Source organism: Microvirga sp. P4_A5 (assembly GCF_056402495.1).
In genome coordinates, this window is sequence record NZ_JBFUHH010000044.1 from 25792 (window position 1) to 47718 (window position 21927).

The window sequence follows — 21927 nt, forward strand, 5'->3', positions numbered from 1 at the left end:
GGTATTTATACCATCGCTGTGGGGATTTGAGTTATACGACCCGCTTGAACTGCGTTGTCACGTTACAGAAGATAGGACCTGCCGCGGCCGGGCGGCGAGGAGTCCGCACCAGGCCGCCAGAAGGGTGATGGTGGCAAACAACACTTCCGGGCCCGCCGGACCCTCCGAGACGTCGCGCAAGAGCGAGACCGCGAGGGGACCGAGCGAGGCTCCGAGATACCCGATGCTCTGGGCCATCCCCGACAGCATGGCGGCGGCCTCCGATGTGGGGGAGCGGAGGGAGATGAACAGGAGCGCCAGACCGAACACGCCGCCCTGGCCAAGGCCCAGCACGAGGCCCCAGAACGGCGTCGAACCGGGCGAGCCGTAGAGGAGGCCCGTGAAGCCGGCGAGCGAGGCGGCGAGCACCGCCAGGACAAGCGCGCCGGCGGGGAGTCGTCTTGTGGCGAGAACCGGGGTGATCAGCGACGTGAGCGTCTGCGCCACGATGGACAATGACGTGATCGCGCCGGCATCGACCACGTCGATGCCGCGATCGCGCAGCAATGTGGGCAGCCAGCCCAGCACGATGAAGGCGAGGGCTGCCTGCAATCCCATGAAGGCCGTGACGTACCAGGCCGTCGGATCGCCGAACAGGGCTGAAAAGCGGGGCAGGCGGCCCGCCTTGAATTCCTGGTGGTTCCGCGTCGCGAACATCCCCCACAGGATGGCGCCGCCGATGGCGGGGAGCGACCAGGCGGCGAGGGCGACATTCCACGAACCGACATGGCGTTCGAGGATCGGCGTCAGGCCCGCCGCGCTCGCCCCGCCGATGCTCAGGACCATCGTGTAGAGACCGGTCATCAGCCCGAGCCGGTGAGGGAAATCCCGTCGGATGATGACGGGCAGCAGCACGCCCGCGATGCCGATCGCCGCGCCCGCAACGAGCGTGCTGACGATGAGCGCCAGCGAGGACTCGACGAGGCGCAGGCCAAGGGCCGCTGCGAGCAGCGCGAACATGCCGAAAATGGCCTTCTCGATGCCGAGCCGCGCCGACAGGAGCGGCGCGAGGGGACCAAAGAGCCCGAAGCAAAGGACCGGGATCATGGTCAGGATGCCGGCCCAGAAGCTGCTGATGCCGAGACCACGCTGAATCTCGGCCAGCATCGTCGCCAGACTCGTCAGCGCCGGCCGCAGATTGAAAGCTGCGACCAGCAGGCACAGGCCGGCGAACCCCGCAAGGCGCAGGATGGGCGCTTCCCTCTGGTTCGGAACGGGTCGTTCCTGCTGCATGTCGCATACTCGGCCGGCCGTGCGGCGGCGTTTGCGGCCCGTCGCCGGGCCGGCATCCAGATCGGGTTGTAAGCGCGAGGCGCGCTCGCGATGTCGGGCTAGTGCTCGATCTGATCGGTTGCCCGGGTGTGTTTCCAGAACATCTTCGGCGTGTCGAGCATGTGGCGGAAACCGGTGCGGTCGAGCATCGCGTCGGTTTCGCGCTGCGCGTCGTCGAGAACCTCGTCCTCGTTCACGAACAGAGCCTTGCGGCCCTGCAGCGCGATGCGCCCGTCGACGATCACCGTGTCGACGTCGTTGCCGTTGGCGAAGTAGATGAGCCGCGAGACCGGCATGTTGAGCGGATACAGGTGCGGACGGCGCATATCGACCAGAACGATGTCGGCCTTCTTGCCGACCTCCAGCGAGCCGATTTCCTTCTCCATACCGAGAGCCTTGGCGGCGTCGATGGTGCACATCTCGAGCACCCGTCCCGGCGGCAGCCATGTGGGGTCCTTGAAGAACGTCCGGTGGTAATGCATGCATTGCTGCATGTGCCGGAACATGTCGCCGGAGCGGTCCGGCGCGGTGGCGTCCGATCCGATGCACACATTCGCGCCCGCATCGAGCAGCTCCGGCACCGGGCAGCGGCCGAGAATGGATGCGATGGCGCTGGGATTGTGCGCGATGCTGGTCCCGGTATCCGCGACGATGCGGATCTCGTCCGCCGTCAGGTCCGTGGAATGCGAGAGAAGCGCGTTCGGACCGAGAATTCCCAGCTCGTTCGCATAAGCGACGCTGCCCTTGTTATGCCCGTCCTGAGTGAAAACGAGGCCGCGCTCGCGGGCGAGGCCCGCGACCTTCACCGCTTGCTCCCGCGCCTTCTGCAGGTTCTCGGCGCCGAGGGTCTCGACGTGCTCGGGACGCAAGGTGGGCGTGATCAGCGCGATGTTGAGGCGACCGCCATGGCTGCCGTGCCAGGTGTCGATCAGCTTCACGCAGGTCTCATATTGACGTTCGAAATCCACCGGATATTCGTGCGCGGTGCCGTCTTCGATACGCGCATAGGTGCGCGGGTGGGGCGGCCGGGTGGGGCCGACGGCGACGAAGGAGCGGGTTCCGACTTCGCGCACGCCTTCGCAATGGGCATCGCCGTAGACCGGATCGTCGGTGCGCAGAATGGTGTCGCCGCCGCCCAGCAGCGACACGCCGGTGGTGACGCCGAAGCGCAGGCGTTCGAGCGCCGCGAGGCGCGCTTCCGCGCGCCAGAATTCCGGCGTCGACGCCACCGTGTAGGCTGCGTGGCAGGCGTCGTACCATTGCGCGCTGTCGCCGCCGCCCATGGTCTTGATCAGGCCGTGGCCCGCATGGGCGTGGCCGTCGATGAGGCCCGGCATGACGATCTTGTTTTTCGCGTCGATCACCGTCCCGGCCTGATGGGCGGCCGTGACCTCTTCGGTCGTGCCCACGGCGACGATCCGGTCGTTCTCGATGGCGACGGCGCCGTTCTCGATGACGCGGCGGTCTTCATCCATCGTGACGACGATGCCGTTGGTGATGATGATGTCGGCCATTCAGAATACTCCAGTCATTCGGAAAATTTATCAGGTAGCGCTCTCTGTCTCGCCGCGGATGCGATCGAGCGTCGGCACGAGTGACAGCAATTCCCGCGTGTAGGGATGCTGCGGCGATTGGAAGAGCGTTTCGGCCGCGGCTTCCTCCACGAGCTTGCCGGACTTCATCACGGCGATGCGGTCGCACATCTGGCGCACCACCGCGAGGTCGTGGCTGATGAGAAGCAGGGTCAGGCCGGTCGCGTCGCGCAGATCCTTCAGAAGGTTCAGGATCTGCGCCTGGACCGAGACGTCGAGGGACGATGTCGGCTCGTCGCAGACGATGAGGCGCGGACGGGCGCCGAGCGCGCGCGCGATCGMCAGGCGCTGGCGCTGGCCGCCCGAAAAGGCGTGTGCGTAGCGGCCGGCCGAATCCGCATCGAGGCCCACCGCCTCGATCAGCTGCGCCACGTCGCGCTCGGCCTCGGCGCGGCTCGGTGCAAGGCGGTAGAACAGGATGGGCTCGGCCAGAATCGACCCGATGCGAATCCGGCTGTTGAGCGACGAATAGGGATCCTGGAAGATCATCTGGATCGCCTGCCGCAACGGGCCGACGCGGCGGACCCCGCCTTCGCCCGCAACCGGTTTTCGCTGGTAGAGAACGCGGCCCGATGTGGGTTTCACGAGCCCCGCCACGACGTTGGCGATCGTCGTCTTGCCGCAGCCGGATTCGCCGACAAGGCCGAAGACCTCGCCGCTGTTCACCTTGAAGCTCACATTGTCGACTGCGCGGAAACGGTGTCCCCTGGATCCCGGGATCAGGCCGCTCGTGACGTAATCGACGCAGAGGTTCTCGACCGACAGAATTTCGGTTCCGTCCACCGTCGTGTCGGCGCGAAACGCCTTGGCGCGAATGGCTTCGCGCGCGTCGGCGGCGCGGCCCTTGGCCTCGTCTCCGACCACGGGGAAGCGGTCGAGCCGCATGTCGATGCGTGGCACGGCCCCTATGAGCGCCTTCGCGTAATCGGCTTTCGGTCTGCGCAGGACCTCGGCCGTCGGTCCGCTTTCCACGACCCGGCCGCGATGCATGATGGTGACGCGGTCGGCGATCTGCGCCACAACGCCCATGTTGTGGGTTACCAGCAGGATGCCGATGCCGCGCGTGTCGGCGAGATCGCGCAGGAGCTTGAGGATCTGCGCCTGCACCGACACGTCGAGCGCGGTGGTCGGCTCGTCGGCGACGACGAGGGTCGGATCGCACGACAGGGCGGCCGCGATGACGACGCGTTGCCGCTGCCCGCCGGACAATTGGTGCGGATAGGCCTTGAGACGGCGCTCGGGCTCGGGAATTCCCACGGACTTCATCAATTCGAGGGCGCGCAGGCGCGCCGCCGCCTTGTCCATCTTGAGATGCGCGCGCAGCGTTTCGGTGAGCTGGCTTTCCACCGTGAAGAGCGGATTGAGGCTCGTCATCGGGTCCTGGAAGACCGCGCCCACATCGCGGCCGAGCACCACCCCGTCGGCGGAGCCGCTCGTCGGATCGAGGAGTTTTCCGCCGATATGGATCGAGCCGGATGCAATGCGGCCCGGCTTTTCCAGCAATCCCATGACGGCGTTGCCGATGGTGGTTTTTCCTGCGCCGGATTCACCGACGAGCGCGTGGATCTCGCCCGGTTGGATGGTGAGCGAGGCGTTCTCGACAGCGGTGAAAAGGCCGCCATTGGCAAGCGGATATTCGACCCGCAGATTGTTGATTTCGAGGACGGGCGGCTGGCGATGGCTCATCGTTTCACCCGCAATTTGGGATTGAACCGGTCGCGCAGCCAATCGCCCACGACGTTCACCGCCAGCACGAGCAGCACGAGGGTGAGGGCGGGAAAGAGCGCGATCCACCAGATGCCCGAGAACACGAATTCATTGCCGATGCGGATCAGCGTTCCAAGCGACGGGTAGGTCGGCGGYATGCCGACGCCGAGGAACGACAGGGTCGCCTCGGTGAGGACGGCGGCCGCGAGGTTGATAGTGGCGATCACGAGCACCGGGCCCATCACGTTCGGCAGGATGTGCCGCAGCATGATACGGTGGGAGGGAAGGCCGATGACCTTGACGGCCTTCACGTAATCCTTCGCGGTCTCCACCATGGTGGCGGCGCGCACCGTGCGCGCATATTGCACCCATTCGTGAATCGCGATCGCGCAGATGAGGATCAGCGGCGCCCATTCGGCGGTCGCCGCCTGCGGAAACAGCGCACGCGCGATACCGCTGACGAGCAGCGCCATCAGGATGGTCGGAAAGCTCAGGATCACGTCGCCGATGCGCATGATCAAGGCGTCGACCTTACCGCCGAAATACCCCGCGATAAGGCCGAGGAAGACGCCGATGGAAGACGCCAGCAGCACCGCGCCGCCGCCGATGGCGATCGACACCCGCGCGCCGTACATCATGGCGGAGAGAAGATCGCGCCCCTGGTTGTCGGTGCCCAGGAAGAAGCGGCTGTCGCCATCGGCCGTGAAGGCGGGCGGGATTTCGGCATTCATCAGGTCGAAGGTCGACAAATCGGTGGGGTCGTAGGGCGCGATCCAGCCCGCGAGCAGGGCGCAGCCGATGATGACGAGCGCCAGCGATGCCGCCAGCATGACCGAAATGGGAGCGCCGACGCGACGGATCAGGCCGGGAGAAACGAGCGTGTTCATGCGGACCTCGCGCGCAGTCGCGGATCGACGACCGCGTAGAGGATGTCGACCGCCATGTTGATCACCACGAACATCAGCCCGACGAACAGCAGGTAGGCCGCCATGACGGGGATATCGACGAAGCTCACGGCCTGGATGAAAAGCAGCCCCATGCCCGGCCATTGGAAGACCGTCTCGGTGACGATCGCGAAGGCGATCAGCGAACCGATCTGCAATCCCGTGACCGTGATGACCGGCATCAGCGCATTGCGCAAAGCCAGCCGGAAATGGATGTAGCGCAGCGGCAATCCGCGCGCTTTGGCGAAACGGATGTAATCGGTCGAGAGCACGTCGATCATTTCGGAGCGCACGAGCCGCATGATGAGTGTGAGCTGATACAGCGCGAGCGTGATGCCGGGCAAAATGAGGGACTTGATGCCGCTCCAGGTCAGGAACCCGGTGGACCACCAGCCGAGATCCACCACCTGTCCGCGCCCGAAGGAGGGCAACCATCCAAGCGAGACCGCGAAGACCAGGATCAGCACGATGCCCGTGACGAAGGTGGGGGTGGAAATTCCAATGAGCGATACCGCCTGCACGATGCGCGCCGCCGCGCCGTTGGGCCTGAGGGCGCACAAGACGCCGAGGGGGATGCCGAGCGCCAGCGACAGGAAGGTGGCGACGATGACGAGTTCGAGGGTGGCGGGCAGGCGCTCCGCGATCAGCTCCGTCACCGGGCGCTGATTGCGGTAGCTGATGCCGAGATCGCCGGAGAGCGTGCGCTTGAGAAACCGGCCGTATTGCACGACGACCGATTGGTCGAGACCGAGCGAGCGGCGCAGCTCCTGCTTTTCCTCGATCGAGGCGTTCTCGCGCGACATGCTGGCGACGGGATCGCCGACATACCGGAACATCACGAACGACACCGCCGAGACGACCAGCATCACGAGGGCTGCCTGGCCGAGACGGAGCGGGATGTAGGCCACATCGTCATGCGCGACCTTGAGGGCCTCCACCAGCATGGCGCGGCGCTTGGTCTCGTCGAGTTCCTGCGCCGATTGGCGAGTGAGCTCTTCGATCTTCGGGTTGGCGTAGGTGCCGGAATTCGAGCCGCCGTAGCCGTCTTTCTGCGCCGCCAGTAGCGACGACAGAACGCTGAACCCGTCCATGGGCGGCAACGTCGCCCACCCGACCATCGACACGTCGAATTCGCCGCGGTCCTGACGCGGGAAATAGGTGGCGCGGGATTCGGTCTGCAGCTCGGTCTGGATTCCGGCGCGTGTCCACATGGCGGCGATCGCCACGCAGGTCTGCTCGTCGTTGATATAGCGGTCGTTGGGACAGTTGAGCTTCACCTTGAAGCCGTTCGGAAAGCCCGCCTCGGCGAGCAACGCCTTCGCCTTGTTGGTGTCGTAGGCGAGGACCGTATCGTTTTCCTTGGCGTAGCCCGGAACCGGCGGCGCCACGAGCGTGCCGGTGTTGCGGGACTTGTCGCGCATCACGCGCTTCTTGATGGTCTCCATGTCGATGGCGTGCCACATGGCCTGGCGCACCTTCGGGTCGAGGAGCGGGTTCTTCTGGCCCGGCATCGCCTTCAATTCCGGCCGGAAATTGAGCGACAGCATGATGAGGCGCAGCGACGGCTCCTCGATCACCTTGAAGCCCGACGCCGATCCGATGCGTCCGAGATCCTGCAGCGGCGCCGGCGCGATCAGGTCGAGTTCGCCCGACAGCAGGGCTGCGACGCGCGTTGCGTCCGACTTGACGGGCTTGAACTCGATCCGCGTCAGGTTGTGCTGGGGCTTGTCCCACCAATTCGGGTTGACGACGAAATTCGTGCCCGCGTCGGGCTTGTAGGATTCGACCTTGAACGGGCCCGTGCCGATCGCGTTCGTGGAGGCCGCCGTCGTGACGCCGGTGGCGATATTGCCGGGCTTCAGCGCGTCGTTCGCTTCCATCCATTCCTTGTCGAGGATGTAGACGCCGGCGAGGTCGTTCAGCAGCAGCGGGTAGGGGCCCTTGGTGACGATATCGACGGTGAAATCGTCGACCTTCTCGGCCTTGACGACGGTCGCGATGTTGCCGCGGGCGCGGGCGCCGGGGTCGAGCAGGCGGGTGAAGGAAGCCACGACGTCATCGGCCGTGAAGGGATTGCCGTTGTGAAACTTGACGTCGCGACGCAGCTCGAAGCGCCAGGTGTCGGGCTTCACGTTCTTCCAGCTCACCGCCAGCGCAGGTTCGAGCTCCAGATTGCGCCCGCGGCGCACCAGCGGATCGAACACATGGTGGAGCATGCTGGTGGTGAAGCTCTCCGTATGCGCATAGGGGTCGAGGGTCGTGATGTCGGTGGGGGACGACCACCGAAGGGTCTTCGCCTCGACGGAGGCGCTCATGAGCGCGCCTACGGCGACGGACAGGGTGACGGCGAGCTTGATCTTCATCGATGAGCCTCCCAAAGCCTCTGGATCTTGATTATTGGATACAATGTCAGAAAAACTTGCATACAGAATTTTCGCCGTCAACGGCATCGAGGGCCCTGAGTTGCGAATATTTGAGGCAATAAGACTTCGTGGTCAGCACGACCCCGCCCCGCCCCCCAATTTTGGTGCGTGGTGAGACGTGGTCTGGGGACCGCAGGCTGTTCCGTCCGCTTGAGCGACCGATAGCGGGCTCCGAATCTGTCGACAGCGCGGCGATCCGCCGTCACCGGGCTGCGATGACGGCGCTTACTTTGCGTAGCGGTCGAGAATCGTCCGGATGTCCCGGTGCTTGTCGGAGGTCGAGGAGAGCAGCGCACGCTGGGTTACGGCGTGCAGATGGTGGTCCATGCTGTCGATCGCGCGCTTCCCGTCCCGCGACCGCAGGGCATCGACAATCTGCTGGTGCTCGTTCAGCGAACAATCCGACGAATGGGGGCGGCCGTAGAGGGCCAGAATCAGCGAGCAGCGGGAGACGATTTCGTCCACATAGCGGGACAGGACCGAGTTCCCTGCCAGATCCGCCAGCAGGATGTGGAATTCGCCGGCAAGCCGGATGGATGCCGGGCCATCGGCCGGGTCGGCCTTGTTTTCGAGCGCGATGTGCTTTTCCAGGGTCTCGATGTCACGGTCGGTGACTTTTTCGGCGAGGCGGGTGAGCACCTGCCGCTCCAGGCACATGCGGGCTTCGAAGACGTCATGGGCCTCCGACAGGCTCGGCTGGGCGATGGCCGCGCCCTTATTCGGCTGCAGATCCACCAATCCCTCGGCGTTGAGGCGTGCCAGAGCGGTGCGAACGATGGTGCGGCTGACCCCGAAGCGTTCCCCGATGACATCCTCGGTGAGCTTGTCCCCCGGCATCAGCGCCTGCTCGATGATGGCGCGACGCAGGCCATAATAGACCGTCTCGCTGCGGGGACTTTTCGGCGTCTTCGATTTGCTGGGGGACATGGTCACGGAGGATGGTGAAACGGAAAGCGGTCTCCACCATTTTGCATCCATTTTGCTCTCGCACAAATGCGCAATTCATCTTACAAATTGTCTCCATTATTGTATACGAACTTTCAGCTTCGGCAAGCCGCCGTGTCGATAGGAAGCCAGACGATGCTTCCGATGCGGCAAGCAGATCGATTTTTTTGGCGTGCGAGCAGAGGTCGAAAGAGAACAGACGATAATTTGGTGGTCGGTAGCGATCATTTCGGGTTGTATACACAGAGTATACGAGAAGGCTGCGAGGTCCCGGTCGACTACACGTCGCGCGGGCCGTCCGGATTTCTTTGGCAGGATGGAGAAAAGACAAACGATGGGTGAAAACCTGGTTCTGACGAATGTGCGCCCGATGGGCGGTGATCCCACCAGCGTGACCTTCGCGAATGGCCGCATCGCAGGGTTTGGCCAAGCCGGCAGCGTCGGTGCGGAGACCCTCGATGGGGGCGGGGGTATCCTGATTCCGGGCCTCGTGGAGGCTCACACCCATCTCGACAAGACGCTGCTGGGGATGCCCTGGTATCACAACGATGTCGGGCCGCGTCTCATGGACAAGATCGAGAACGAACGCGCGCAGAAGCGCCTGCTCGGCATCGACCCCGCGCGCCAATCCGAGCGGCAGGCACTGCTCTCGTCCTCCCTCGGCTCGACCCATATCCGCTCCCACGTGGATGTGGACACCGATCTCGGTCTCGCCGGCATCGAGGGGGTTCTGGCGACCCGCGAGAAGCTTCGCGATGTCGTCGATATCGAGGTCGTGGCGTTTCCGCAAAGCGGAATGCTGATCCGTCCCGGCACGGTCGCGTTGATGGAAGAGGCGATGAAACTCGGCGCCCAGGTGGTCGGCGGTCTCGATCCGTCGGCCATCGATCGCGATCCGAAGGGCCATCTGGACGTGATCTTCGATCTGGCCGAGCGCTATGGGCGGCCGGTGGATATTCACCTGCACGAGACGGCCGAACTCGGCGCCTTCTCGGTGGAACTCATCGTCGAGCGCACGAAAGCGCTCGGTATGCAGGGGCATGTCACCATCAGTCACGCCTTCTGCCTCGGGATGCCCGATCAGGACTACGTCGCGGCGCTCATCGAGGCGCTGGCGGAAGCCCGGATCCACATCCTCACCACCGCGCCGGCCTTCAAGGCTGTGCCGCCCGTGAAGCGCCTCATGGAGGCGGGCGTCGTGGTGGGTGCGGGGTCGGACGGCGTCAGGGATACCTGGGGTCCCTACGGCAATGCCGACATGCTGGAACGGGCGGTACTGGTCGGCCTGCGCAACAATTTCCGCCGCGACGACGAAGTCGCCATGGCGCTGGAAACCTGCACCTCCGGCGGGGCGCGGATGATGGAGCGCGAGAGTTATGGTCTGGAGGTCGGCTGCAACGCGGATCTCGTGCTGCTCGACGGCGAGACCCTCGCGGAAGCCGTGGTCAGCCGGCGGCCGCGCAACCTCGTGATCAAGTCGGGAAAAGTCGTTGCCCGCGATGGCCGCTCGATCATGGCCGCGCCGTAGCCTGTACCCTTATGCGTTCGAGACGCATTCACGCGCCTCGAACGCGCACCCGCCGGCTTGCGGCGTTGCGTCGGATCCATCTTCTTCGAATCTGGTCCGGCTCTATCTCTTGGTTTAGCCGCATGATCTTTCGGCGAACCGGCAACCACTTCGCCGGATCGTGCTCTAGTGCAGGATCTGCGACAGGAACAGCCTTGTGCGTTCGTGCTGCGGGTTCTTGAAGAAGGCGTCGGGGGTGTTCATCTCGACGATCTGTCCGTAATCCATGAAGATCACCCGGTCGGCGACCTGGCGCGCGAAGCCCATCTCGTGGGTCACGCAGATCATCGTCATGCCCTCGTCGGCAAGGCTCACCATGGTGTCGAGCACTTCCTTCACCATCTCCGGATCGAGCGCCGAGGTCGGTTCGTCGAACAGCATGATCTTCGGGCTCATGCAGAGCGAACGGGCGATCGCCACGCGCTGCTGCTGACCGCCGGAGAGCTGGCCCGGATACTTGTTCGCCTGCTCGGGGATCTTCACCCGGGTCAGGTATTTCATCGCCACCTCTTCGGCTTCCCTCTTGGGCATCTTCTTGACCCAGATCGGCGCCAGCGTGCAGTTCTCCAGAATGGTCAGGTGCGGGAACAGGTTGAAGTGCTGGAACACCATGCCGACCTCGCGTCGCACCTCGTCGATGCGCTTGAGGTCGTTGGTCAGCTCGGTGCCGTCGACGATGATGTTGCCCTTCTGGTGCTCCTCCAGCCGGTTGATGCAGCGGATCATCGTCGATTTGCCGGAGCCGGAGGGGCCGCAGACCACGATGCGCTCGCCGCGCTGGACCGTCAGGTTGATGTCCCGCAGCACATGGAACTCGCCGTACCATTTGTGCACGTCCACCAGCTGGATCGCCGGCTGCGCCGTCGGGTCGATGGCGGCTTGTCGCGAAGTCAGTGTCGTTGCCATGGAACTCACCTGTTTTGGCCTGCCGCAAGCCGACGCTCGACCCCGAGGGAATAGCGCGACATGCCGAAGCAGAAGACGAAATAGAAGAAGGCCGCGAACGCATAGCCCGTATAGCTGATGGTCGGCGCCGCCCAGTTGGGATCGATGCGCGAAGCCTCGATGGTCTTGACCAGGTCGAAGATGCCGACGATCGACACCAGCGACGTGTCCTTGAAAAGCCCGATGAAGGTGTTGACGATTCCCGGGATCACGATGCGAAGCGCCTGCGGCAGGATGATGAAGACCATCATCTGCGGGTAGTTGAGGCCGAGCGACATCGCCCCTTCATATTGCCCCTTCGGCATCGCCTGGAGACCACCGCGCACCACCTCGGCCATGTAGGCGGAGGCGAAGAACGCCACGCCGATGAGCGGCCGCGCCAACCTGTCCACCGTCATTTCGGCCGGCAGGAAGAGCGGCAGCATGGTGTTGGCCATGATGAGCACGGTGATGAGCGGGACGCCGCGCACGAACTCGATGAAGATCACCGAGGCGAGTTGCACGATGGGAAGCTTGGAACGCCGGCCGAGCGCGAGCAGGATGCCGAACGGCAGCGAGAACACGATTCCGACCGTTGCCACGAGCAGCGTGACGAGAACGCCGCCCCAGAGCGACGTCGGCACGTGGTCCAGCCCGAAATCGAAATCCATCAAGCCCAGCGTGATGCCGATGACCGCCATGATGCCGGCGCCGATGGCAATTCCCGACTTCACCGAGACCTTGAGCAGATACGCCATCGCGCCGAATGTGAGCGCGAACAGGATTGCGACCACCAGGAACCCGATCCAGAATCCGCCGCCGAGATTCATGTTTCCGCCGGTGAGGAGGATGTAGGCGAAGGTCGGGAAGAGCCAAAAGAAGTAGACCGCGCCGAGATCGCGCCGCGGCGCCTTGAGCCAGAGCAGCCAGGTCACGCCGACCGCCAGCATGATGAAGAAGATGTTCACCCGCCAACGCTCGGAGATCGTGTAGGAGCCGTACGTAAAGTAGTTGATCTTGTCGATCACGAACGCCCAGCACGCCCCGACCCGGTGGCCGGCGGTCTCGGCGCGGCAGGCATCGCGATCCGTGCCCGTCCAGACCGCGTCGATGAACAGAAAGTCGATGATCGGCGGCACGATCACGTATAGCAGATACGCAACCGCGAGGGTCAGCAGCCCGTTGAGCGGGCTGGAGAACAGATTTTCCCGTACCCACGCGATGGGACCGCGGGCGAGATTCGGGGGCGGCAGAGCTTCGATCTGACGGGGCTGGACGAAGCCGGATGTGTCAACGGCGGTGCTCATGATGATTCCTACCGTTCAACGATTGCGACGCGGCGGTTGTAGATGTTCATCACGAACGACGTCACGAGACTGATCGTGAGATAGACGCCCATGGTGATGACCACGACTTCGATGGCCTGACCGGTCTGGTTGAGGACCGTTCCCATGAACACCTGAACGAGGTCCGGATAGCCGATGGCGACCGCGAGCGACGAGTTCTTGGTGAGGTTGAGATATTGGCTGGTCAGCGGCGGGATGATGACCCGCATGGCCTGCGGAATGACGACCAGCCGGAGCGTCTGGGCCGGCCGCAGGCCGAGCGATCCCGCCGCTTCCGTCTGACCTTTGGAGACAGCCAGGATGCCGGCGCGCACCACCTCGGCGATGAAGGCCGCCGTGTAGGTGACGAGGCCCACGAGGAGGGCGACGAATTCGGGCAGGATCTGCATTCCGCCGCGCAGGTTGAAGGTTCCCTTCTGGGGCATGTCGAAGCTGATCGGATTGGTGCCGAACAGCGCCAGAAGCAGCCACACGAGGAAGGGCAGCACGAGCACCAGCGCGATCGTGACGATCCCGACCGGATATTGCCGCCCGGTCTGCTCCTGCTGCTTCCTCGCCCACCGGCGAAATACGATGGTGCCGACGATGCCGAGGATGATCGCCACGCCGATGGCCCAGGCATCGCCGGCATAGAGCGGACGTGGCATGAACAACCCGCGGGAATTCAGAAACAGGCCTGCGCCGAACCCGATGGAATCGCGCGGCTGCGGCAGCGGGCCGAGCACCGCGATATACCAGAACAGCAATTGCAGCAGCAGCGGGATGTTGCGCAGCACCTCGACGTAGACCATCGAAACCTTGGCGACCATCCAGTTCTTCGACAGGCGCGCGATGCCGACCGCGAAGCCCAGAAAGGTTGCAAGCACGATGCCGATGGCGGAGACCAGCAGGGTGTTCAGCAGCCCGACGATGAAGGCATCGCCGTATGTGGAACCCGCCGCGCTGAAGGCGATCAGCGTCTGGCTGATATCGAAGCCGGCGGTGTTGTTGAGAAAGCCGAAACCGGAGGCGATCTTGGCGCGCTGGAGATTCTCGACCGCGTTCGAGGCCGCCATGTAGAACAGGTAGCCGACCACAAGGACGAGCAGGACTTGATAAAACGCGCCACGCACTTTCGGGTCGTAGAGAACCGATTTTTTTGGCGGCGACGTCTGGCTGACGATTGTCTGCACTGAACCTAACCCCTCACGGCATTCTTGTTGTTGGCCCGGGATCCGCATTTTCGCGGCAGGCAGCCATTGGCTGGCTTCTTTCTTTCAGAGGGGCGCCCGGATCGCTCCGGACGCCCTTTGATCGTGACGCCTAGCGGACGGGGATGCCGTACTGAAGGCCGCCCTTGGTCCAGAGCGCATTCTGGCCGCGCTTGATCTTCAGCTTGGAGCCCTCGCCGACGTTACGCTCGAAGCTCTCGCCATAATTGCCGACGTGCTTGACGATGCGGTAGGCCCAGTCGTTGGTGAGGCCGATGGCCTCGCCATACTTGCCCTCGGTGCCGAGCAGACGCTTGATCTCGGGATTATCCGAGGTCTTCATCTGGTCCACATTGGCCTTGGCGACGCCGAGTTCCTCGGCGTTCAGCATGGCATTGTGGGTCCAGCGGACGATATCGCCCCATTGGTTGTCGCCGTGGCGCACTGYCGGTCCGAGCGGCTCCTTGGAGATGATTTCCGGCAGGACGATATGATCGTCCGGCGCCGATGCGCGCAGGCGCTCCGCATAGAGGCCGGAGGCGTCCGTGGTGAAGGCGTCGCAGCGGCCGGAATCGTAGGCCTTGAAGGTCTCGTCCGAGGTCGCGAAGGCCACGACTTCATACTTCATGTTGTTGGCGCGGAAATAATCCGCGAGGTTCAACTCGGTGGTGGTGCCCTGCTGGGTGCAGATCGACGCGCCGTTCAGCTCCTTGGCCGAGGATACGCCGAGCTTCTTGCGGACCATGAAACCCTGGCCGTCGAAGTAGTTGATGGCGGGGAAATCCAGGCCGAGCTGGGTGTCGCGCGACATGGTGGCGGTCGAGTTACGCGCCAGGACGTCAACCTCGCCCGATTGCAGGGCCGTGAACCGGTCCTTCGCGGCAAGCGGAATGTAGCGGACCTTCGTCGGATCGTCGAAGATCGCCGCCGACATGGCCTTGCAGAAATCCACGTCGAGGCCGGCCCAGCTACCCTGTGCGTCCGGAACGCCGAAGCCAGCGAGGCCGGTGTTCGAACCGCAGGTCAGATACCCCTTTTGCTTCACGCTGGTGAGCGTCGCCTGCGCCGAGGCGCCCGTCGCGAGCAGGCTGGCCGTGAGGCCGAAGGCGATCGTTACGATGGCCTTTTTCATGTTGTTATAGTCTCCACTAGAGGCTGACGCGACGATGGTCGCCTGCGCCGAGCCCGGTTCCCTGTTTGGCGGCTGTCCGCCACTCAAAATGAGCGGCATCCGGAAAGCATCACATTCTATCATCGATGACGGGTCAAGTGTTGATGGGAGCACTCTTGCGAGGTGACTTGACGGCACCCCGCCCCCCGTCCCACATCGTTTCTCCCGCTCACAAAAATTCGGCAGGCGATGTCAAAGCTTCCTCCCAAGCCCGACGATCTCGGCGAACGCACCCGACTGGTTCATGCAGGCCGCGATCCGAACGAACAGCACGGCTTCGTGAACACCCCGATCTATCGCGGCTCCACGGTCCTCTTCCCCACCACCGACGATCTGCTGAATCGGAGGGGACGCTTCACTTACGGCACGCACGGAACGCCCACGACGGAGTCCCTCGAGAAGGCCTGGACCCAGATTTCGGGTGCTGCCGGCACCGTGCTGGCGCCATCGGGTCTCGCTGCGGTAACCCTCGCGCTGATGGCCTTCCTCAAGGCGGGCGACCACCTGCTGATGACGGATTCGGTCTACCGCCCGACGCGGATCTTCTGCGACGGGATCCTCAAAAACTTTGGTGTGGAAACCACCTATTACGACCCGCTGATCGGTGCGGGGATCGCCGACCTGCTCAGGCCGAACACCACAATTGTCTTTACGGAAGCGCCGGGCTCTCAATCTTTCGAGATGCAGGACATTCCGGCCATCGCCGAGGTCGCGCACCGCCATGGGGCGGTGGTCGTCATGGACAACACCTGGGCGACACCGCTGTTCTTCCCGCCCCACGAGCGGGGCGTCGACGTGGCGATCGAGGCGGGCACGAAGTATCTCAGCGGCGGGTCCGACCTGCTCCTCGGCATGGTTTCGGCCAATGAACGCTGCTTCAAGACCCTACGAAAGACCTATGACGCTTTTGCCATGTGCCCCGGTCCCGAGGACGTTTTTCTCGGATTGCGGGGTTTGCGGACGATGGCGTTGCGGCTTCGCGAGCATGAGAAGCAGGCCCTCGACATGGCCCGATGGCTCGCGGCCCGTCCCGAGGTGGCGCAGGTGCTCCACCCTGCCATCGAGACGCATCCCGGCCACGCCATCTGGAAGCGCGATTTCAAGGGGTCGTCCGGCCTCTTCTCGGTCGTCCTCAAGCCGTGTTCCGACAAGGCTGTGGCGGCCATGCTCGACGGCCTCGCGCTCTTCGGAATGGGCTTTTCCTGGGGCGGTTTCGAAAGTCTCGTCGTGCCGTTCGACTGCGGGCATTACCGGACCGCGACCCAATGGGCGCCGGGCGGACACGGCCTGCGTTTCCATATCGGGCTGGAGGATCTCGACGACCTCCAGCGGGACCTCGATCAGGGCTTTGCCCGGCTGAAAAGCGCGGATTCGAAGGCTGCCTGACCGCCTGCCGGGCGGCGGGAGATCATCCCGCCGCGCCCTCGGCCCCGACCGCCGCGTCCGCCGCATCCTTCGCCTTGCGCCGCTTCGCTTCCTTGGCGATGAGCATGAGATTGCGGACATAGATGAGAATGGAGAAAGCCTGGCCGAGTATGATCACCAGGTCGCGACGGGCGAAACCGTAGATCAGGGTCATCAGCCCCCCCGAGATCGACAGGAACCAGAAGCCCACCGGGATCACGCTCTTCTCGGCCTTTTCGCTGGCGATCCACTGGACCAGGAAGCGCGCGCCGAAGACGAACTGCGCTATCACGCCGAAGGCGGCCCACAGGTCGAAGCGGGCTACGACGACGTCGTAGAAATACAGGCCGATATCGTGCGAAAGCCGCATCAGCATCAGAGGATCTCCTGGGTGACCGGAAGGCGGCGGCGGCGGCGGATCAGCCACCACACCCCCGCGAGGTCGACAATACCGACCCAAAGGCGATCAAAAAGGCCGTAATTTGACCGCCCCGCATGGCGCGGCCGGTCGACCACGTCCACATGCGCGATCTCGAAGCCCTCGCGTTTCACGAGAGCGGGCATGAAGCGGTGCAGGGCGTCGAAATAGGGCAACGCCAGATAGACGTCGCGCCGGAAGGCCTTCAACCCGCAGCCGGTATCGCGGGTGCCGTCCCGCAGGATACGGCCCCGAACCCCGTTGGCGATGCGCGACTGCCATTTCTTGTAGGCGCCATCCTTGCGCCCGAGCCGCTGGCCGGCGACGAGCGCGACCTTCGGATCGTCCAGGGCCGCCACCATTTGGGGAATGAAAGCCGGATCGTTCTGCCCATCGCCGTCGAGAGTGACGATGAGCGGGGATCGGGCCGCGAGGACGCCCGTGCGCACCGCCGCGCTCTGGCCGCAACTCGCTTGGTGCCGCAGGATGCGCAGCCACGGCCGCGTGGCCCTCGCCTTTTCCAGTTCCGCCACAGTGGCGTCGGTCGAGCCGTCATCCACATAGATCGTCTCGAAGGGCATGGCCGCGCAGGCGCGCGCGATCTCCTCCAGCAGCGGGAGCACGTTGGGCGCTTCGTTCTTGACGGGGACAACCACGCTCACGCGGGGTGCCGCATTCTGTTCGATCATGGGTCAATGGCCGTCGAGGCCACCTCTTGATGGGACGGGCCGACCTCAAAGGCCGGCCGCGTAGGCTCCGATATCGAGCCGCCGCCCGCTGTTGATATTGAAACCCGAGACGCGGGTCGAGAGGCTCGGTTGCTGTCCGAGGCGTTCGTTGGCGGCCCGGAATTCCTCCTCGAAGCGCTTCTCGACGAAAACGAGGCGGCAGCCGCCCTGTCGCAGGAAAGCCGAGGCCTCGGCGCCCGTCTCGAGCATTTCGAGATTCGTGCCGGTGAGGAAGACGAGGCTTGGTTCGCGATAGCCCAGCGTCGCCACACGGGGATTCTCGCACGCCATATTGCGGGCGACCTCGGCCATGCGCGGGGACAGTTTCAGGGACCGGAGATCGAGTTGCCCCAGACCGAACACGCCGACAGAGAGCAGAACAGCCGCGGCGAAGCTCGCCCAGATGCTCTTGAGGACCTGTGCGCGGACGAAGAGCCACCAGGCATAGAAGCCCGCGGCGGTCGACAGCGCGAGGAGCGGGATCGCACGGTACGGCAGGGTATTGTCGAGGTTCCAGGCCGCGGCCGCGATGCCGACGGCGAGGGCGAGCGGGATCAGCGGGATCAGCACGGTGGAGAGCCGCGCCAGGGGCCGTTGAGGGCCGACGAAGTGCCGGGAGATCGCCATCACGGTGACGATCGCGATGGCCGGGTAGAGCGGCATGACGTAATGCGGAAGCTTGGTGGGCACGAGTTCGAAGACGAGCCAGGACGGCACGATCCAGGCGAGCGCGAAGGTGACGTGCTCGTCGCGACGATGGATCCACGCGAACGGCACCGCGATGGCCGCCAAAACCGCCCCCGGCCAGAAGGTTGCGAAGAATGCCAGCAGGTAGTAGCCGGGTGGCGCCCAGTGGTAGGTCTGCGCGGTCCCGACCTTTCCCAGCATGTCGTGGCCGACCGATTCCGAGAAGAAGGCCCCGCCGCTCTTCCAGGTGATGGCGACGAACCACGGCAGCACCACCAGCAGCGTGAAAATGGCTCCCGGAACCGGCCGAAGCGTCAGCAGCCAGCGGCCCGACTTTTCCCGCCACCACAGGACCAGCGCGGGAAGGCCGACGAACATCGGAATGAGTGGCCCCTTGATGAGGATGCCCGCCGCCATGCCGAGCCAGAAAAACCCCAGGGTTCGCTTGGTCAGGATGCCCGCACCGCGGCTCAAATAGGCACGGGCGAGCCCGCCCATGGTGGCGACGGCGCAGGCCGCGAGCGCCGCGTCCGTCTTTGCCAACCGCGCCTCGACCATGAGGATGATGGAAGTCGCCATGAAGGCGGCGGCCAGAAACGCGCCGCGTCGTCCGAGGAAAGCAAGCGCCGCCCAATAGGTCAGCAGCACGGTCGCGATGGCGCCGAGAAGCGAGGGAATGCGGTAGAGMGCCACCGTCCTGCGCGCGTCGGGCACACCGAGCGCCTCCCCGATGGCGACGCTTGCCGCCTGCAGCCAGTAGATGCCGATGGGCTTCTTGTGCCGGGCCTCGTCCTGGAACCGGATATCGACGAAGTCCCCCGCTTCGAGCATCTGCTTGGAGGCCTGGGCATAACGCGGCTCGTCGCGGTCCATGGGTTGCAGGGTCGTGAAGCCCGGAAGGAAGCACGCCAGCGACAGAAGCACGAGGACGACGCACAGGCGGAAATGGCTCCGCTCGATCGCACTCGCCAGGCGCGCGACGTAAAAATGGCGCCATGACATGCGCTGCTGCGCGACGTGACCGTCCATAAATAACTCCGGCAACGACACAATCTGTTGAGTTTGAAAAATGAGTCGTCGGGACCAAGCCGCCCCTGAAGGGCGCTGATGTCACCTAAAGCCGGAGGGAAGTCAATTAAGCGCTTGGTGAGACGAGGGTAGACAGCATGGCGCTCGCGTAGAATTTGAGCCGGTTCCAGCCCCCGCGGAGGCACTGAGCCCGGGAGAGACCGGGGCGGTCGCGCCCGCCCGGGTCGCCGGTCAATTCGCTAGCCGACCGATCGGCGGGACTCGCGGGCTGCGGAGAGATAGCGCAGACGATCGAGTGCGGCGATGGCGAGACGCGCTTCTTTCAGATAGCGCTCTTTCAGAAGCTCCGGCTCCTGCTCCCAGCCGCGAGAATCGTACTCCGATGCATAAATCGCACGGGCCACGTCTTCTATCTCGTCGTCGATCATGCGAATCCCCCGCTTTGTTTCTGTTCGGAGGTTCGGGCCGGAAAGGCCTGCAGCGCAAGCAATACAAGGGAGTAGCCGGGACTCCTTTGGCGCAATACCGACGATTCAATTCTTCTCGCTCACCTTCTCGGTCAGCGGACGCTCCTCGAGCTTGGCGCTCGGCACGATTCCGTCGAGTTGGACCCAGCCGACATCGGGGCGCTCACAGGGGACAAGGTAGACCGCCCCGCCCTCTCGCCGGGTCACACGGCACGCGATGGCCCTGAGATCGCCCGGAGCGCGATAGATCACCACGCTGCCGACTTCGATTTCCTCGGACGCGCGGGTATGGGCGCTATTCGCGAAATCCTGATCCTCACCCGCTGAGAGAACCATCTCGCCGGGCTGCTCTCGGCTGGCACGGAGCCGCTCGAGGGCGGCGATCGCCACGCGGGCGCGGTCGCGATAGCGGTCACTGACGACCCGGAGGATCGCATTGGGCTCGCGGCCCGGGTACCAGGCCACACCGCCGACTTTGGCCAGTTCCTCGGCAACGCACTCGACTTCTTCCTCGGACATTTTCGCTCCCATAACGCTATGCAACAAACGACTATCCAACGTTTCAAACGTAACATCGTGTGAATAATTTCACGGGATATTCCGAGGTAATTAAAAAAGCGGGACGTTTATTTGGAACACACGGGAACGCTAGCACGGAAGCGGACCCCGGTCGCGCCGAATCATGGCGCTGCGTCAGAGCGTACGCGTGTCTTCCACAGAGAGTGACCAAACGGCAACGGTCCCTTCGAGGCCGCGGGCGGGATTGGACATTCTATCCTGCCTTTGAAGAGCCCTCAGGGCCGCCATGTGGCGAGCAACTCCTCGCATGTGACCGTTTCGATTTGGGCGCTGAAGCGTTTCCGATAGAGCGTCAACAGGGTGTCGTGACCCTCGTCGGACGAACTGCACAGGCCATCGGACACCAGAACCACGCGGTAACCTTGATCGACGGCGCCGAGCACGGTGGCGAGCACGCACACATCCGTCTCCGAGCCTGTCACGATCAGCGTGTCGACGTGACGGTGTTGAAGCTCCTCCGACAGACGGTGGCCGGCAAAAGCCGAATATACCGGCTTGTCGAACATGAGCGCGGGCGGCACCAGTTCCCGCAGCGGAGGCATCAATTCGAGAAGCCGCGGATCGAGATGTTCGCGTGTGGTCTCGACCCATTTTTCATAATAGAGTCGCCAGGTCCCGGGCATGTCCTCCGGCCGCGCAGGCGGGATGAACCGTGTGAAGATTGTTTTATCGGGAGCATGCCGGGCCACCTCCGCCACGACAGGCAGGACTCGCTCCATCCACGGCGTCGGCCACGGCCCGTCCGGCGAAAATAGACGCTGCATGTCGACGCAGAGATGCGCCGCCGACGCCCCCAGGCCCCGCTGCAAGGTATCGCCCATTTCCAGCTCTTGACCAACGATCGTCCCGTGAACGGCGATGCCGGGAGGCGGTTCCGTTAAAGGCTGGCCTTGAGGCCGACCGCCAGCGCCAAAGCGTCGAAATCCGCGCCGACGGCGGGCTTCGGCACGCGTGCGCCGTCGAGGATATGCGTGCCGCCCTTCGCCTCTCTCCGAGGGAGTGGATTCAGTCGAAATCCCGCCCATCGGCGCCGAGCAGGATCTCGCGTTTTCCCGCATGGTTGGCAGGGCCGACGACGCCCTCCTTTTCCATTCGCTCCATGATCGACGCGGCGCGGTTGTAGCCGATCTGCAGGCGACGCTGGATGTAGGAGGTCGAGGCCTTCTTGTGCCGCAGCACGACGGCGACCGCCTGATCGTAGAGATCGCCGGCCCCCAATCCGAAATCGCCTTCGTCGAAGACCGGGCTTTCCTCGGCTTCCAACTCCTCCTCGTCATCCGCCGTGACGGCCTCCACGTAGACCGGCTTGGCCTGTCGCTTGAGATGCGCCACGACCTTCTCGACTTCCTCGTCGGAGCAGAACGGCCCGTGCACGCGGGTGATGCGCCCGCCGCCCGCCATGTAGAGCATGTCGCCCTGGCCGAGCAGCTGCTCGGCGCCCATCTCGCCGAGGATGGTGCGGCTGTCGATCTTCGAGGTCACCTGGAACGAGATG

19 protein-coding genes and 1 pseudogene are annotated in these 21927 nt (G+C 64.2%); 2 read left to right on the top strand and 18 right to left on the bottom strand.

Annotation, left to right across the window (positions count from 1 at the left end):
• Positions 1–57: 57 nt before the first annotated feature.
• The 7 genes and pseudogenes from AC1DVM_RS13180 to AC1DVM_RS13210 form a co-directional block, all read right to left on the bottom strand.
• Positions 58–1272: an MFS transporter gene (locus AC1DVM_RS13180; RefSeq protein WP_477254879.1), complete on the bottom strand. Its 1215-nt coding sequence runs from the start codon at positions 1270–1272 to the stop codon at positions 58–60.
• 98 nt (positions 1273–1370) lie between these two features.
• Entirely contained in the window at positions 1371–2825 is a 1455-nt protein-coding gene (locus AC1DVM_RS13185; RefSeq protein WP_477254880.1) for an amidohydrolase family protein, read from the bottom strand.
• A 30-nt stretch (positions 2826–2855) separates the two neighbouring features.
• The gene (locus tag AC1DVM_RS13190) at positions 2856–4589 is read right to left on the bottom strand and encodes a dipeptide ABC transporter ATP-binding protein (protein WP_477254881.1); all 1734 of its coding nucleotides are present in this window, start codon (positions 4587–4589) and stop codon (positions 2856–2858) included.
• Complete coding sequence (locus tag AC1DVM_RS13195; RefSeq protein ID WP_477254882.1) at positions 4586–5497, bottom strand: ABC transporter permease; 912 nt, start codon at positions 5495–5497, stop codon at positions 4586–4588. The genes AC1DVM_RS13190 and AC1DVM_RS13195 overlap by 4 nt, the downstream gene beginning before the upstream one ends.
• Entirely contained in the window at positions 5494–6498 is a 1005-nt protein-coding gene (locus tag AC1DVM_RS13200; RefSeq protein WP_477254898.1) for an ABC transporter permease, read from the bottom strand. Before AC1DVM_RS13200 ends, AC1DVM_RS13195 begins: the two co-directional genes overlap by 4 nt.
• Before the next feature lie 123 nt (positions 6499–6621).
• Positions 6622–8004, bottom strand: a pseudogene (locus AC1DVM_RS13205) (ABC transporter substrate-binding protein); the annotation flags it as partial.
• Between the two features lie 198 nt (positions 8005–8202).
• Positions 8203–8904 carry a GntR family transcriptional regulator gene (locus AC1DVM_RS13210; RefSeq protein ID WP_477254883.1) on the bottom strand — a complete coding sequence of 234 codons (702 nt, stop codon included), beginning with the start codon at positions 8902–8904 and terminating at the stop codon, positions 8203–8205.
• Positions 8905–9256: 352 nt separating this feature from the next.
• On the opposite strand from AC1DVM_RS13210, the gene AC1DVM_RS13215 reads away from it, so the two are divergent.
• Positions 9257–10450, top strand: a complete 1194-nt coding sequence (locus tag AC1DVM_RS13215; RefSeq protein ID WP_477254884.1) for an amidohydrolase family protein — start codon at positions 9257–9259, stop codon at positions 10448–10450.
• A gap of 165 nt (positions 10451–10615) precedes the next feature.
• On the opposite strand, the gene AC1DVM_RS13220 is transcribed toward AC1DVM_RS13215, so the two are convergent.
• The 4 genes from AC1DVM_RS13220 to AC1DVM_RS13235 all read right to left on the bottom strand — a co-directional run bounded on the left by AC1DVM_RS13220 (position 10616) and on the right by AC1DVM_RS13235 (position 15081).
• Positions 10616–11395 (bottom strand): amino acid ABC transporter ATP-binding protein, encoded by a 780-nt coding sequence (locus AC1DVM_RS13220; RefSeq protein WP_477254885.1) that lies wholly within the window; start codon positions 11393–11395, stop codon positions 10616–10618.
• Between the two features lie 5 nt (positions 11396–11400).
• Positions 11401–12720 carry an amino acid ABC transporter permease gene (locus tag AC1DVM_RS13225; RefSeq protein WP_477254886.1) on the bottom strand — a complete coding sequence of 440 codons (1320 nt, stop codon included), beginning with the start codon at positions 12718–12720 and terminating at the stop codon, positions 11401–11403.
• An 8-nt stretch (positions 12721–12728) separates the two neighbouring features.
• Positions 12729–13931 carry an amino acid ABC transporter permease gene (locus tag AC1DVM_RS13230; protein WP_477254887.1) on the bottom strand — a complete coding sequence of 401 codons (1203 nt, stop codon included), beginning with the start codon at positions 13929–13931 and terminating at the stop codon, positions 12729–12731.
• Between the two features lie 130 nt (positions 13932–14061).
• Positions 14062–15081, bottom strand: coding sequence for an amino acid ABC transporter substrate-binding protein (locus AC1DVM_RS13235; RefSeq protein WP_477254888.1), 1020 nt, complete (start codon positions 15079–15081; stop codon positions 14062–14064).
• A 228-nt stretch (positions 15082–15309) separates the two neighbouring features.
• Here AC1DVM_RS13235 and metC point away from each other — a divergent pair, with 228 nt between their 5' ends.
• Positions 15310–16506, top strand: a complete 1197-nt coding sequence (metC, locus tag AC1DVM_RS13240; RefSeq protein ID WP_477254889.1) for a cystathionine beta-lyase — start codon at positions 15310–15312, stop codon at positions 16504–16506.
• Between the two features lie 22 nt (positions 16507–16528).
• Here the strand turns inward: metC and AC1DVM_RS13245 are convergent, their stop codons facing one another.
• From AC1DVM_RS13245 to AC1DVM_RS13275, 7 genes are all read right to left on the bottom strand, one after another.
• The gene (locus AC1DVM_RS13245; protein ID WP_477254890.1) at positions 16529–16900 is read right to left on the bottom strand and encodes a lipid-A-disaccharide synthase N-terminal domain-containing protein; all 372 of its coding nucleotides are present in this window, start codon (positions 16898–16900) and stop codon (positions 16529–16531) included.
• The gene (locus tag AC1DVM_RS13250) at positions 16900–17631 is read right to left on the bottom strand and encodes a glycosyltransferase family 2 protein (protein ID WP_477254891.1); all 732 of its coding nucleotides are present in this window, start codon (positions 17629–17631) and stop codon (positions 16900–16902) included. Before AC1DVM_RS13250 ends, AC1DVM_RS13245 begins: the two co-directional genes overlap by 1 nt.
• A 45-nt stretch (positions 17632–17676) precedes the next feature.
• Positions 17677–19386: an ArnT family glycosyltransferase gene (locus tag AC1DVM_RS13255; protein WP_477254892.1), complete on the bottom strand. Its 1710-nt coding sequence runs from the start codon at positions 19384–19386 to the stop codon at positions 17677–17679.
• Positions 19387–19625: 239 nt separating this feature from the next.
• A complete protein-coding gene (locus tag AC1DVM_RS13260) occupies positions 19626–19814 on the bottom strand; it encodes a hypothetical protein (RefSeq protein ID WP_477254893.1) in 189 nt (62 codons plus the stop codon).
• Positions 19815–19919: 105 nt separating this feature from the next.
• Complete coding sequence (locus AC1DVM_RS13265) at positions 19920–20372, bottom strand: hypothetical protein (protein WP_477254894.1); 453 nt, start codon at positions 20370–20372, stop codon at positions 19920–19922.
• A gap of 275 nt (positions 20373–20647) precedes the next feature.
• Entirely contained in the window at positions 20648–21253 is a 606-nt protein-coding gene (locus AC1DVM_RS13270; RefSeq protein ID WP_477254895.1) for a cysteine hydrolase family protein, read from the bottom strand.
• A gap of 184 nt (positions 21254–21437) precedes the next feature.
• On the bottom strand, positions 21438–21927 hold a 490-nt coding region (locus AC1DVM_RS13275; RefSeq protein WP_477254896.1), incomplete at its 5' end, for a DNA translocase FtsK.